Genomic DNA, 13,286 nt, shown 5'->3' on the forward strand with positions numbered 1-13,286 from the left:
TCCTCTGTCAACAAAAGGCAGAGGATTTTTTTGTTTACAGTCACCGTAGATTATTGATCAATGATCTCTACTCAGGATTAAAGTTCCTAAAATCTCTAACTCTTAACCCTTCTGAGAGAATTTTTACCTGACAATTTAAGGGCGTTTTCTCAAAATCACAAATAGAGTAACCGAGTAAATCACCCTGACTATTACAAACCCGTAAATTATAACCATAGCTTCTAGTCACTGAAGAAAATCGACTGATAAACACATATTGCCCCATGTATTTTTCGCGATTCCAATTGATTCGATTGACTACAAGAGTAACTAAATTATTCACATACAAATCGGGCTGAAGTTGGGTAATTTTGGGTTCAATATACCAAGTTTCTAGCAACTGATATCGTTGACGGGTTTCTGGGGGTTGTTCGACATAGAGTTGAATGTCTGTTTGGCTTTGAACCTCCTCAACTTTTTGAGGTTCTAGAGTTGAATATCCATAGAGTTCTTGGGCTAACCATAAACTCGGAATACTGGGTTCAGTTTGAGAAAGGGGAGGGGAAGGTAATTCATCTGTTTCCCAGAAGCAAGGTTTAGGAGATTTACTCACAATCGGGGTGTCTGTCTCTTGCGATCGCAGAGGCTGAATCATAAAATTTGAACTTAAAAGTAAAGTTAAAAATACTGTTAGGGAACAATATTTATACTGATAGTACATAGAAATTTTACTCCGGTTCTATAAAAAAACTCCCCTAAAATTCTGCTTGTTAACGTTCAGACTAGGGGAGTTTTAAGCTTTAAAATTGTACCTTTTAAAAAAGTGTAAAATTCCACTCTAATCCGGTTTGACAATATAATCGGATGAAATGGATTCAGCTTGATCAGATGCGACTAAAGCTTGATAAATCATTGCTGAAACTTCCGCGCGAGTTGCGGGTTGATTGGGATTGAGAGTCTTTGTTTCTGGATAATTAACCACTAATCCGGCTTCTGTGGCGGCGGCGATTTGCTCAACAGCCCACTGGGGAATTTGATCGGCATCCTGATAAACTTTTAAGATTTCTTCAGGATTTTTCGGGATTTTGAGATTTAATCCACTAACTAACGCCACCAATACTTGAACCCGAGGTACGGTTAAATTAGGATTAAACACCTCGCCGGGATAACCGGTCATAAAACCGGTTTTGGTGACATCAACAATTGCCTGTTCCGCCCAGTAGCTTTGATCTACATCTTTATAACTGGGTCCGCCGGATTTATTTTCTTCGGGAATAAAGGCATTTTCGACTTGAGCGGCAAATTCAGCCCGAGTGATCGGTTGATCGGGCTTAAATGTACCATTGGCGTAGGGGATAATAATATCCTCTTGAGTGGTATACTCAATAAACTCTCTGGCCCATAAGTCTTCCGGTACATCCGAAAGCACGAATGGTGCTGTCGCTGGAGTTTCTGTCTCCGGTTGAGCCGCTTGTTGTTGGGGTTGAGGGCTAGCTTCTGTCTCCGGTTCAGTAGCCGTTGGCTCTTGAGGCGGAATGATGGGTACTATCGTTGTTTGTGTCTCCGGTTGAGCCGCTTGTTGTTGGGGTTGAGGGCTAGCTTCTGTCTCCGGTTGAGCGGCTTGTTGTTGGGGCTTCGGACTAGCTTCTGTCTCCGGTTCAGTAGCCGTTGGCTCTTGAGGCGGAATGATGGGTACTATCGTTGTTTCTGTCTCCGGTTGAGCCGCTTGTTGTTGGGGCTTCGGACTAGCTTCTGTCTCCGGTTGAGTAGCCGTTGACTCTCGAGTGGGAATCGGTGCGATTGTGACTGGTGAACCGATATTTTCCCCTGACTCTGGTGTGTCTTCAGGTGCAAAGAAGAAGGGAGTAAAACTCCACCCCGGATTGATCGCCGTTGAGTTAGAATCAGTTCCCGTAACATCGGCCGTCGAAAACCGATTAAACACAGAGGCAGTTGGGGAGACAGAGACAGGCTCAGAAGAAACTGGGGTTTGATTCCGATACTGAGCGAAGGATTCTTCTAAAACTCTAGATAAATTGAGATTATCCGAAATGGTTGTTTGAGGAGCAGGAACAACAGTGGGCGAAGCAAATTTTTGCTTATTGGGTTTAGCATCTCTACCCAAGATCCAAAAGAAAATACCGCTCATCGCGACAAGTGCGACTAAAACGGCAATCCATTCGTCATTACGAGAAGAATCTTGAGGCGATGATGAATTTGGAGGTATTGAGTGTGACATGATAACACTTTAATCCAGACAACATCATCCTCAAGATTACCTGCTATTTTCCAGTGTGACAATTGTTCGTTCGATAGACAAAAGACTCGGGGCAAATTTTAACTGAACAATTTGCCCACAATCAGTCTTGTTGTTAACGGTTCTGACGTTCGCTAACCGATAGAGATCGTAGAGGTTGTGAAGCCGCCTCAGTTTCTAAAAAATTGATCGCTCCGGCATAGTAAGGATCTTTGCGAGTACCAATTGATTGAGGATCGCCGGCAAGTTGTTTTTTCTGGGCTTCAGTCAATTTTAATTTAACGTCAGGTGTGACTCCTTTTTTACTAATATCGGTGCCACTGGGCGTATAGTAATGAGCAACGGTAACGGCTAAACCTGAACCATCAGATAAAGCAAAGACGGATTGAACTAATGCTTTTCCAAAGGTTTGATCGCCCATAATCACCGCACGATGATTATCTTGCATGGCTCCGGCGAGAATTTCACTGGCACTGGCGGAGTTTCCATCAACTAAGACAACAGTAGGTAAAGTGCTAAGGGCGGTGCGGTTGGCTCGAATTTCTTGGGTGTCGCCGTCGCGATAGACCGTACTAACAATAACGCCATCATCCATCCACATCCGGGCGATTTCTATACTACTGCGGAGCAACCCTCCGGGATTTCCGCGTAAATCGAGTACAAAAGCCTCTGCTTTTTGCTCGGCTAACTCCTCCATCGCCTCTTTCATTTGTTCAGCGGCGTGGGAATTGAACTCCCGCAATTGAATGTATCCGACTTTGCGATCGCCTTCGGTATTGAGACGATGGTAAACGGTTTCTAGTTCAATGCGAGCGCGGGTGAGAGTCACATCAAAATCTTCTCGTCCCTGGCGTTCAATTCTCAGTTCTACCTGAGTTCCAACGCTACCCCGAATTTTTTCGGCGGCTTTATCGACGCTCATGCCCTTTGTGGAGGTTCCATCAATAGCGATAATTTTATCTCCGGCTTGAATTCCGGCATCTTGTGCGGGAGAATTTTTAATCGGAGAGACAACAACTATAGTTTTGGTTTTTTCATCTAATGAAAGCTGCATTCCTACACCGGACAGTTCTCCTGCGGTTTGGTTGGTTAACCGCTCATACTGTTTAGGGTCCATGAAGCGGGTGTAGGGATCATTAAGTTTCTCTAAAGCTTGACGTAAGGCACCATAAGCTTCTTCCCGTGAAGAGTATTCTTTGTCGAGTAGATCTTGTCGAATGGCTTTCCAATTTTGGCGGTTAAAGCTCGGATCTACATACTTTTGATAGACAATCTGCCAAACCTCATCAACAACGGCTTTCGGACTATCTTTGAGGCTGGCATTAACGGCATTACTGAGTCCGGGAACCGCGATTGCCGAAATGGCTGCAATTGCCATTAGACGTTTAGCTTTACTACGAATTGCCTCACTGAGCAGGCGATCACAAAATGAAGAAAAGCTTTTTGCGTAGTCGTTCATCTAGTCTTCCTCTGGCTTAATTCCCTACATGGGGATGACAATGCAAGATGGGGAATTTTTCCCCGTAAAAAACGTAATTTACGGCTGATTTCCGCCTGGGGCGAGAATCTAACAGTTAGAGTAAACAGTATCCGTGAACCCGTTTTCCGTCCACTTTGGTGAGCAAACAATCAAGGGAGAGGTCGCATTGGGGATCAAGGAATTGTTCCTCAATCTTTATGATTACTCACGATTGAGTCCAAATTCAATAAGTTCCCTTACTCTAAGATTTCCCGGACTGGCCCACCTTTGATTTCGTTTTCTGGGTTTTCGCGAATGTAGACAATCTTTATACTGGGTCGTGAACAAAATAATCCGAACAGGATTCTACTTGTTATTGATGTCGTACTCCTCTCATTTTAGTGTAGCTAGACTTTTAGTAAATTGGAAATGCTCTAATGTTAACATTTTTACAAACTGAGTTTAAATGGGATCTGAAGTCCGTCTAAAAGTTTCCTTAAATCTTTCCGGATCTTTAGAAATTTACTGGGTTGACTTTTGATCCCAGCTGAACCCGAGCTAGCGATCGCTAGATTTTTTTCTGTATGATACTTAACCTTGACCAAAATTCCGCTGCATTTGTTACCGTTTAAAGACTTCACGGTTGCTGGGTTGAGGTCTAGCAAAAATTTCGAGATAAATTTCGAGACATCATGGACTTGGAAGTTTCCCAAGCAGAGGCAAACTCGGAGATATAATCTTCTTGCTGTTGAGTTTCAATACTATATTGGCGAGTTTCACGAACGGTTTCAATTGCTTCTTCAGGAGAATAACCCCTAGCCACTAAACAGCAAGCGGCAACCATTCCCGTTCGTCCTAAACCGCCCATGCAATGAATAACAACTGTTTTATTTTGTTGAGTATTCAGCAAAATTTTTTGAACTAAAAGGATCAATTCATCCATCGAATTTGGTACACTCATATCTGGGATGGGAAACCAAATTGTTTGCATTTCTCTGGCTTGTGCTTGTACAATTAGATCGGGAATTTGTACAGCTTCAAACTCGTGTGATTCGATTAAAGAGATTAAAACATCAGTCTGATATTCATTTCGCAGACGATCAAGATCTTGCTCCAAACTACGATCCCACATAAAGTGCATTCCTTGATGCTTTTTTCCGGGTGCAAAAGTCAAGCCGATTTGACTGAGAGAGGAGATTTTATCGGGCGGTAGGAAATCCACGGTAATGGGATCATTTTGAGACGTTCGTTCCGCATTCATGTTCGGCTGAGCGAAGTTGACAGTAGACAGTTTCCTCCTGATTGTAACGAGGTTTGAGATTATGAGCTAGTTAAGAATCAGAGTTCACAGGCTTCTACCCTTGAAAACAGGAAGTTTCGGGCTTGGATCTCTTGAGAGGTGAGGGGTAAGGAGTTGGGGGAAATGAGTTGATAACTGGGTTCTTTTTCCATTCCCGCTTCTAGTTTTTTTAACCGAGGAAGATGACCTTGAGGTGCATCCAGAGAAAAAATCAGTTGTTCATAGAGTCTCCAACTTTCTTTTCCATCATCTCCTGTTTCGATCCATCGAACTAAATCATTAAAATGAATATAGGCATCTGGATCGTATTTTCGGAGATGATCTTCTGTTAACTTGTTGCCTGTTTGTTTGTAAATTTCTTTTTGAACACTCAAACCAAACTGTTCACCTGAATATCGAGTCCAGAGTTGATCAATTGTTTCTAAGTAGGAACAGGGAAAGTTCTGGATTGATTCACTATTGAGGTATCCTTCAGACTTACGATTTGTGACTTTGAGCATGACATCATAGGTTTTGAGATCGGCTTCTTTCCATTTTCTTTCTTGGAGTAGTCTTTCTAACTCTTGAATCTCTAAAGGTTTCCGAATACAGGTATTTTTTTCTGTTAAAAGGTTAATCTCTATCGCGGTAGGTTCATTATTGATATTGATAATATCTAGGGTTCCGACTCCATCCTTCAGAATTTTATCGATTTTTTCTTGAAAGATTTCAAAGCGATTTTGCTCTGGATTGTCTGAGGGGACAGAAATTTGTATTTGATCTCCTTCTACGATGGCATTTTCACAAAAGGAATTGGGTAAAGCGTCCAGTTTCAGATCGTTGGGGTTGACGATAATATTAATTTCTTCAACATAGCCTCGAAACTCTTTTTGTTGTTGAATATATTCATTAGAAAATCCTAAAAGTTCACTATAAAAATCAATGATATCTTTGTTATTAGAGCCTAAATAATTGAACAGATCAACATGAGTTAATGTTCCGTAAACCGTTACAATTGATCCCATTAGCATACCCGAAACAAAAATGGGAAGGGGTTTAAAGATCTGTCTAATAATTGTTTCTGTTTTTTCACTGATGTTCGTATGTTTCATACTGAAGCTAAGGTAGATGCAATGGCATCAAGACTGAGAGCAAAATGAGAAAATGAGAATAGCTAACTCAGATTGACACAAATACAGTAGAGGTTGATTCCTCCCCATAAAATATTTAGCTTGGCCTTGAGCATCGACATCATCCTCTAAATTATAACTTTGTTGAGGTGGGACTGTGGGAGAATTGGGTCTGAACCTGGGTCTTTGTCAGAAATCACGGATTAAAGTTTGAATAATTATATTATACAAAGCTGAGATTGCAATCAGACTTTTTTAACATATAATTACTAGGCGACGAACTCACTTAACTGCATTTTATCCTCCTCTAGTCTCTAAGTTCATTTTCAGTATTAGGTTGTGAATCTCACCCGGTTCGTCGAAACTTTATAGAATTTTTAAGTTTGATTTTAAATCAAAAAATATTAGAGAATATTACTTATTTTTTGAGTTTTTCAGGACTCGACCGAGACTTGTAAATGCAATCCCTTAAGCCTAGCCTATTGGTATCGAGTCCACCTGCAAATAAAATCAAGGTGAGTGCAAAATCTCCAATGATTGTCGCAACTTGGGGATGATCAAATTCTATTTCACCCGGCCCTTTTGAACCGGCTATCATTCCGAGTCATAAAAATAGAAGTAAAGCGGGAATACCTAGCTTATGGGCTGCCTTGCTTGCTAAAATACTCGCATTTCAGCAATATAGCGATAGTGATGAATAGTAATTCAACATTAATCATTAGTTTTAAATTGTCTGACCTGTTTCCGGCAACCTCAAATTAATCATCTCAGATTTGGTTTCATTGTACCGGATAATGGTAGGTTGAACAGTTGGACTCCACTTAAAAACAAATCCAATTTATGAGCGTTGCAGACGATAAAACCGTTGTTCGAGAATACTTTAACTCCACAGGCTTTGACCGCTGGAGACGAATCTATGGTGATGGTGAGGTAAACAAGGTTCAACTCGATATCCGCAATGGACATCAACAAACCGTTGATCGCGTGCTAAACTGGCTGAAAGCAGATGGCAATCTCTCGGGTTTATCCATTTGCGATGCGGGGTGTGGTGTGGGGAGTTTGAGTATTCCTCTGGCGTCCGAGGGGGCTGTGATCAATGCCAGCGATATCTCTGAAAAAATGGTGTCAGAGGCGAGTGTTCGAGCCAAAGCTACACTAGGGGAGCAAGCGAGCAATGTCACGTTTACCACTCAGGATTTAGAAACCTTAGAGGGTCAATATCATACCGTGGTTTGTCTGGATGTTTTGATTCACTATCCTGATGATCAAATGGCGGATATGATTACTCATTTGGCCTCTCTAGCGGAGTCTCGCTTAATTTTGAGTTTTGCACCCAAAACCCTAGCTTACACGATTCTCAAAAGAATTGGTGAGTTTTTCCCTGGGCCAAGTAAAACGACTCGTGCTTATCTACATCGAGAAGCGGATGTCGTGAAAATTTTAGAAGCTCGTGGCTTTGGGATTACTCGGAATGAGATGACTAGCACTCGCTTCTATTTCTCTCGTTTGTTAGAGGCGGTTCGCTCTTGAACTCCATTCTTTTACAGTCAACTGCTATCGGAAATAACGATCTCAGCTAGAGCGTGAAGCGATGTTAAATTACAGGCTGATTGCTAATATCATTCTAGGGGAAGATAATGCAGTTGATTAAACTGATCACTGCAAGTTTGTTCGTTTCTGTGGGGCTGTTTTTTGGGTTGGCGATCGCAACCGAACTCGTCAATCCAGATGCTTCTTCTGATAGCAAACTCAGCACTACAATTGGTGGGTTGACTTTAGGTTTACCTGCTTTAAGCATTGGCAGTTGGCTGTTGTGGAATGGATATGATCAATTTCGTCAGAAGATAGAACATCATTCCCGGCGAATTAATTCTATCTTCTTTTATTTACTGAGTCTAAATCACGGTCAAGTGAAAGTGAGTGATTTAGTGAAATATACCCAATTATCTCAACAGGAAGCCCAAGAATTTATCGAGAATAAAGCTTTAGAACTGAATGCAACTCTTGAGAGAAGACCAGATCAAGAAATAGTTTATCATTTCCCTTCAAATTTTTTCTAATTTATTTATTTATTTATTTATTTATTTATTTATTTATTTATTTATTTATTTATTTATTTATTTATTTATTTATTTATTTATTTATTTATTGTAAAATTTCCTTTTGTTCCCTTCCTCTAATATTTTGTTAGATTCTGATGAGTCGTGCTAACCCACCCAACGGAATTTAACTCTGGTATAAGAGGAATTTACAAACCGTATTTTGCCTAAAATAATAAATTATTCAAGATTTTATACACTCAGTTTTAATAATATTTGTTATGTTTAAAAATAGAAGACGTTAGACGACGAGGTGCGAGATGTTTCCAAAATTATTTACTTCCAAGAACAGACACAAAGCGGGTATAACCATTCTTGGGTTTATCCTTTCCCTGGTTTTTGTGATCAATTTGAATACAGGAAAAACCCTCTCTCAAGACATCACTCTTAGCCCCCCAGAACAGTCTGAAATTGCTTCTAACCCCAATTTATCAGAGAAAGTGATGAAAATGGAGCAGAGGCTAGAAAAAGAATTTGAGGTTTATTTTGATCGAAACTTAGCTGAAGTCGCACAAGCGGGAGATGATATTGCTCAAACGCTATTGGAAATTAGTCAGGAAAGTAACATCAAACCAGCTGTATTTTGGGCAATTCCTGAATCTGAATATTTACATTTAGTATTTATTTCTCCTGGAAAACAACCTCTCGTTCAAGATATCAAATCTCTCAAACGTGAAACTCTAATTGAGGCTGTTAAAGCTTTTCATAATGAAATAACTAATCCCCGTAACCTTTATACTGACTCCTACTTAAGTCAGGCGCAACAACTTTATAATTGGATGATCAAACCCTTTGAAGCTAACCTGAAAAAAGAAGGAATAGACACGATATTATTTTGTTTGGGAAAAGGGTTGCGTACCCTACCGATAGCCGCATTGCACGATGGTCAACAATTTTTAGTTGAAAAATACAGCCTTTCTATTATCCCAGCATTTAACCTGATTGATTCTAATTATACTCCGATTCAAAAAGCAATAATTCTGGCGATGGGAGCCTCAGAATTTCCGAATAATAATCCTCTACCTGCTGTTCCTATTGAACTCTCAAGCATTGTTGATGCAAACTTGATGGAAAATATCTCAACTCAAAGTTTATCTAGAGGTTGGCCGGGGCAATTATTTCTCAATCAAGATTTTACCTTAGATAACTTAAAAACTCAATTAGCTTCTAAAACTTTCAGTATTATTCACTTAGCAACTCATGCAGAATTTCTACCTGGAAAACCCGAAAATTCTTATATTCAATTTTGGGATACTCAACTGCATTTAGATGAAATGAAAGAGATTAGCTGGAATAATCCCTCGGCGGAATTATTAGTTTTGAGTGCTTGTCAAACCGCAGTGGGAGATGAAGATGTTGAATTAGGTTTTGCGGGATTAGCCTTACAAGCGGGGGTTCAGTCTGCATTAGCAAGTTTATGGTATGTGAGTGATATTGGAACTTTAGCCTTGATGAGTGAATTTTATCAACAGTTAAAAACCGCACCTTCTAAAGCAGAAACAATTCAAAAAACTCAAATTCAAATGATTCAAGGTAATGTGCGTTTAGCTAAAAATAAGTTAAGATTTTCGGGAGGAGAAATACCTTTATCAAAGGATTTATCTGTATTAGGAGAAACTGACTTCTCTCATCCTTTTTATTGGTCAGGATTTACTCTTATTAGTAGTCCTTGGTAGAGACTTAAAATGTCGTGCTGAACGCAGTGAAGCATCTATTCTTGAGATTTTTCGCTGCGCTCAAAATGACAGTTCTACTCCAATTTAATTGTCATCCTTCACTACGCTCACCACTGACAAAACTGTTACTGAACTGCTACCACTTGTTCAATACTTTCATTCGCCATTCTATCAACTGCTTTAATCGCATAAGTTCCTTGGGGAAGTCTTACCGTTGTCGTTTCTGCATTGAGAATATCGACTAATTCCCAAGTATTTCCCTGCTGTTGATACACCGTCCAAGAGCGAATATCTTCCGATAAAGACGGACTCCAACTCACCGTATCATAACTCACTGTGACATCTGTTGGCGGTTGAGGGGGTTCATTATCTAGCCACGTCATCGCCGGAACTAACGCAGGTTTTGAATACAACCCAGACTTGAAAATCTCATTCACCCCTTGACGATTATCCCGAAAAATCTTCATGCTAAAAAAGATATTTCCAAGGGATAAATACTGGGCATTTTGGCGAGAAATTTCTACTTGACGTTCAAACTCAGAAATCGGCCAACCGTTATCGAGTTGACTCAAATAATTTCCCGCATAAATATGACGTTGCTGAGGATTATGTCTTAACCACCAATTCAACAACACTGGATAACTTTGTTGTGGGGGATCAATTCGCCAATATAATTGAGGTGCTAAATAATCTACCCATCCCTGTTCCATCCACAGTTTAACATCGGCATACAAAGCTTCATATTGATCCATTCCGACAATTCCAGACGCTTTTCCGGGGCGATAAATTCCAAACGGACTAATTCCAAATTTAACATAAGGTTTCGTCGCTTTTATCCCCTCAGCAATGCGTTTAATCATCTGGTCAACATTCTGACGACGCCAATTTGAAAGCGATAAAGTTCCGCCAGAAGCCCGATAAGCAGCGTAGGTATTAGAGTCAGGAAAATCAATTCCAGATTTGGGATAAGGATAAAAATAATCATCCAAATGAACCCCATCAATATCGTAGCGTTGAACCACATCCATAATCACATTATAGGTGCGGTCTTGTATTTCTTTAACGCCGGGGTCCATCCAAATTAAATCACCATAACGATAGGCATATTGAGGATAAACAACCGCCATGTGATTAGGGGAAAAAGGAGAGTCTTGGCGGGCAAGTCTAGCGCGATAGGGATTGAACCAAGCATGAAGTTCAATATTACGTTTATGACATTCTTCAATTGCGTATTGAAGCGGGTCATAATAGGGGCTGGGTGGTACTCCTTGCGCCCCCGTTAACCAACCACTCCAGGGTTCAATTTGAGACTCATACAGGGCATCACCATTGGGTCGAATTTGTAGCACTAAGGCATTTAGATTCAACTCCTCCATCCGGCTGAGAATTCCTAACAGTTCAAATTTTTGTTGGGCAACGGGTAAATTGGGTTTACTCGGCCAATCAATATTCACAACTGAGGCGACCCATACTCCTCGAAATTCCCGTTGATGGTTAACATTATCGAGGCGAGTTGCTTGTTGATTTTGAGGAATATTTGTTGCTAGAGAGAGAGATTCTACTTTCTCTGTTAATTTGCCTAATTGTTCTTGAATTTCGGGTAAATCAGGGAAAACTTTCTGAAAACTATGATTGGGACTATTGGTGTTTTGGATAAGAGATTCGACTTCCTGAGTTAATTCTCCCAATTTTTGTTTGACTTGAGGTAAATCGGGAATAACTTGCTGAAGACTATTTTCAGATAAATTAGCGGTTTGGGTGAGGGATTCGACTTCCTCTGTTAATTTGTTTAATCTTTCTTTAACTTCTGTTGAATCGGAAAAAACTTGCTGAAGACGGTTGCGAAAAAATTCCCGTTTTTCTAACAAATTTGACCGCAATTTATGAAGTAGTTCACCTTCGGGTTTTTCAACCTTTGGCGTCGGAATATTGGGATAAATTGAATCGGGTGGTAAAGAATAAGCTTGAACCTGAGTCAGCATCAATCCCATGAACACAAAAAAGATGCTAATCGCGGCTTTGTGTTGAAAGCGGGTTAGCTTGCGGTTTGCGGGTTGACGGGTACTGGCGGGTCGGTTGTTCACTCGTTGACGTATCCATTTCATAGCATTGTGCAGGTGAAGGGTTAACACCAATAGTCAGACAACAATTCTTAAGCGTATCTGAGATTGGGTTTACTAACAAGGGATTTTTGGTACAGAGATCGTCATCCTTGTTTTTCTAAGGGTGGTGAGGCGTATCCGCACAATATCCAAATTTTGCGTTAGTTGAAATGTAGAATGGGTAAGCGTTGCGTAACTCATCTCAAATCTTGCTATAGCAGTTCAATGAGTTGTGCTGAACTGTTAACCTCAAACAGCCATCCAGCAAGCCAGACGCTGCCCCTGACGCCACACTCGGCGAATGCACGACTATTCTCATTTCAAATAAAAATGCTATATATGCTAGCCGAAGGGGTCTAAACCTTTCATCTGCTGAGTGGGAATAGCGACGGTACTGCACCTTTAGATAGATGAACTTTCTCGTAACAACTGTGATGCTTAAAAAAGAGTTTAATCGCACTAACCGCTAAAGTCGGTTTATTTTATCGCTAATTTTAACGGTATTATTAATATTCAATAATTGCTCAAAATTATGAAGCTTTGGTTCTTTTATTTTTTCGCTTTGTTCGGAATTACTTTGATTCGCTATTTTCTCATCGCTGGAGGTACATACTGGTTCTTTTATTCTTTTTTTGGTGGCTTTTTTGGAAAACAGCATTTGGATTTTAAGTCTCCTAATAGGGATTTAATTAAAAAGGATATTCAACTTTCCATCATATCAACTGTTGTTTTTGCGGTTTGCGCTGCTTTTCTCCTGTCAATATACCATTTAGGTATAACCCGCCTGTATTATTCAATTGGTGATTATGGAGTCTTTTATTTAGTTCTAAGTTTCGGGGTTGTAATTTTCTTGCAGGATACTTGCTTCTATTTTTTCCATCGAGTATTTCATCATCCCCGCTTGTTTCGATGGCTGCATAGCGGTCATCACAGGTCGAGTTATCCGACTCCTTGGACTTCTTTCGCCCTCGATTTTCCTGAAACCTTAATTCAAGGATTATTTCTAATCGCAGTTGTTTTCATTATCCCCCTTCATTTTGTCATTTTGGCTTTATTACTAACCACGATGACAATTTGGGCAGTCGTCAATCATCTGGGATTTGAGTTATTTCCGGCTTTCCCCAATCACTGGCTAGGAAAATGGCTAATTAGTGCGACCTATCATTCTATTCATCATCGCAATTATCGGGTGCATTATGGATTATATTTTACCTTCTGGGATAGGCTTTTGGGGACAAACGATTTTAACAACAAACATTAAACCGTCCCCTTGAAAATAACGCCATATATTCAAAGTGAGGGCGT

General features: G+C 40.3%; 11 protein-coding genes. 4 read left to right on the plus strand and 7 right to left on the minus strand.

Features of this window, described 5'->3' with window-relative positions:
- Positions 1-67: 67 nt before the first annotated feature.
- The 6 genes from M595_RS04155 to M595_RS04180 all read right to left on the minus strand — a co-directional run bounded on the left by M595_RS04155 (position 68) and on the right by M595_RS04180 (position 6,702).
- Positions 68-700 carry a hypothetical protein gene (locus M595_RS04155; protein ID WP_023064782.1) on the minus strand — a complete coding sequence of 211 codons (633 nt, stop codon included), beginning with the start codon at positions 698-700 and terminating at the stop codon, positions 68-70.
- Between the two features lie 117 nt (positions 701-817).
- Positions 818-2,218 (minus strand): S-layer homology domain-containing protein, encoded by a 1,401-nt coding sequence (locus M595_RS04160; protein ID WP_023064870.1) that lies wholly within the window; start codon positions 2,216-2,218, stop codon positions 818-820.
- Positions 2,219-2,351: 133 nt separating this feature from the next.
- Positions 2,352-3,695: a carboxyl-terminal processing protease CtpB gene (gene ctpB, locus M595_RS04165; protein WP_023064801.1), complete on the minus strand. Its 1,344-nt coding sequence runs from the start codon at positions 3,693-3,695 to the stop codon at positions 2,352-2,354.
- Between the two features lie 658 nt (positions 3,696-4,353).
- Positions 4,354-4,956 (minus strand): cyclin-dependent kinase inhibitor 3 family protein, encoded by a 603-nt coding sequence (locus M595_RS04170; protein WP_023064771.1) that lies wholly within the window; start codon positions 4,954-4,956, stop codon positions 4,354-4,356.
- Positions 4,957-5,033: 77 nt separating this feature from the next.
- Positions 5,034-6,086: a GUN4 domain-containing protein gene (locus M595_RS04175; RefSeq protein ID WP_023064871.1), complete on the minus strand. Its 1,053-nt coding sequence runs from the start codon at positions 6,084-6,086 to the stop codon at positions 5,034-5,036.
- A gap of 436 nt (positions 6,087-6,522) precedes the next feature.
- On the minus strand, positions 6,523-6,702 hold the full coding sequence (locus M595_RS04180) for a hypothetical protein (RefSeq protein WP_023064817.1): 180 nt from the start codon (positions 6,700-6,702) through the stop codon (positions 6,523-6,525).
- Positions 6,703-6,944: 242 nt separating this feature from the next.
- On the opposite strand from M595_RS04180, the gene bchM reads away from it, so the two are divergent.
- From bchM to M595_RS04195, 3 genes are all read left to right on the plus strand, one after another.
- Positions 6,945-7,634: a magnesium protoporphyrin IX methyltransferase gene (bchM, locus tag M595_RS04185; protein WP_023064840.1), complete on the plus strand. Its 690-nt coding sequence runs from the start codon at positions 6,945-6,947 to the stop codon at positions 7,632-7,634.
- A 107-nt stretch (positions 7,635-7,741) separates the two neighbouring features.
- Positions 7,742-8,164: a hypothetical protein gene (locus M595_RS04190; protein ID WP_023064820.1), complete on the plus strand. Its 423-nt coding sequence runs from the start codon at positions 7,742-7,744 to the stop codon at positions 8,162-8,164.
- 380 nt (positions 8,165-8,544) lie between these two features.
- The gene (locus tag M595_RS04195; protein WP_238987022.1) at positions 8,545-9,879 is read left to right on the plus strand and encodes a CHAT domain-containing protein; all 1,335 of its coding nucleotides are present in this window, start codon (positions 8,545-8,547) and stop codon (positions 9,877-9,879) included.
- A 125-nt stretch (positions 9,880-10,004) separates the two neighbouring features.
- Here M595_RS04195 and M595_RS04200 read toward each other — a convergent pair whose 3' ends face one another.
- Positions 10,005-11,984, minus strand: coding sequence for a family 10 glycosylhydrolase (locus M595_RS04200; RefSeq protein WP_023064859.1), 1,980 nt, complete (start codon positions 11,982-11,984; stop codon positions 10,005-10,007).
- Positions 11,985-12,513: 529 nt separating this feature from the next.
- On the opposite strand from M595_RS04200, the gene M595_RS04205 reads away from it, so the two are divergent.
- Complete coding sequence (locus tag M595_RS04205) at positions 12,514-13,242, plus strand: sterol desaturase family protein (RefSeq protein ID WP_023064855.1); 729 nt, start codon at positions 12,514-12,516, stop codon at positions 13,240-13,242.
- Positions 13,243-13,286 lie beyond the last annotated feature (44 nt).

The organism is Lyngbya aestuarii BL J, from assembly GCF_000478195.2.
Classification (GTDB): domain Bacteria; phylum Cyanobacteriota; class Cyanobacteriia; order Cyanobacteriales; family Microcoleaceae; genus Capilliphycus; species Capilliphycus aestuarii.

Excerpts from the sequence above, each read along its gene's own strand:
- M595_RS04155 (WP_023064782.1), bottom strand. The coding sequence starts at position 700 with ATGTACTATCAGTATAAATATTGTTCCCTAACAGTATTTTTAACTTTA.
- M595_RS04160 (WP_023064870.1), bottom strand. The coding sequence starts at position 2,218 with ATGTCACACTCAATACCTCCAAATTCATCATCGCCTCAAGATTCTTCT.
- ctpB (WP_023064801.1), bottom strand. The coding sequence starts at position 3,695 with ATGAACGACTACGCAAAAAGCTTTTCTTCATTTTGTGATCGCCTGCTC.
- M595_RS04170 (WP_023064771.1), bottom strand. The coding sequence starts at position 4,956 with ATGAATGCGGAACGAACGTCTCAAAATGATCCCATTACCGTGGATTTC.
- M595_RS04175 (WP_023064871.1), bottom strand. The coding sequence starts at position 6,086 with ATGAAACATACGAACATCAGTGAAAAAACAGAAACAATTATTAGACAG.
- M595_RS04180 (WP_023064817.1), bottom strand. The coding sequence starts at position 6,702 with ATGATAGCCGGTTCAAAAGGGCCGGGTGAAATAGAATTTGATCATCCC.
- bchM (WP_023064840.1), top strand. The coding sequence starts at position 6,945 with ATGAGCGTTGCAGACGATAAAACCGTTGTTCGAGAATACTTTAACTCC.
- M595_RS04190 (WP_023064820.1), top strand. The coding sequence starts at position 7,742 with ATGCAGTTGATTAAACTGATCACTGCAAGTTTGTTCGTTTCTGTGGGG.
- M595_RS04200 (WP_023064859.1), bottom strand. The coding sequence starts at position 11,984 with ATGAAATGGATACGTCAACGAGTGAACAACCGACCCGCCAGTACCCGT.
- M595_RS04205 (WP_023064855.1), top strand. The coding sequence starts at position 12,514 with ATGAAGCTTTGGTTCTTTTATTTTTTCGCTTTGTTCGGAATTACTTTG.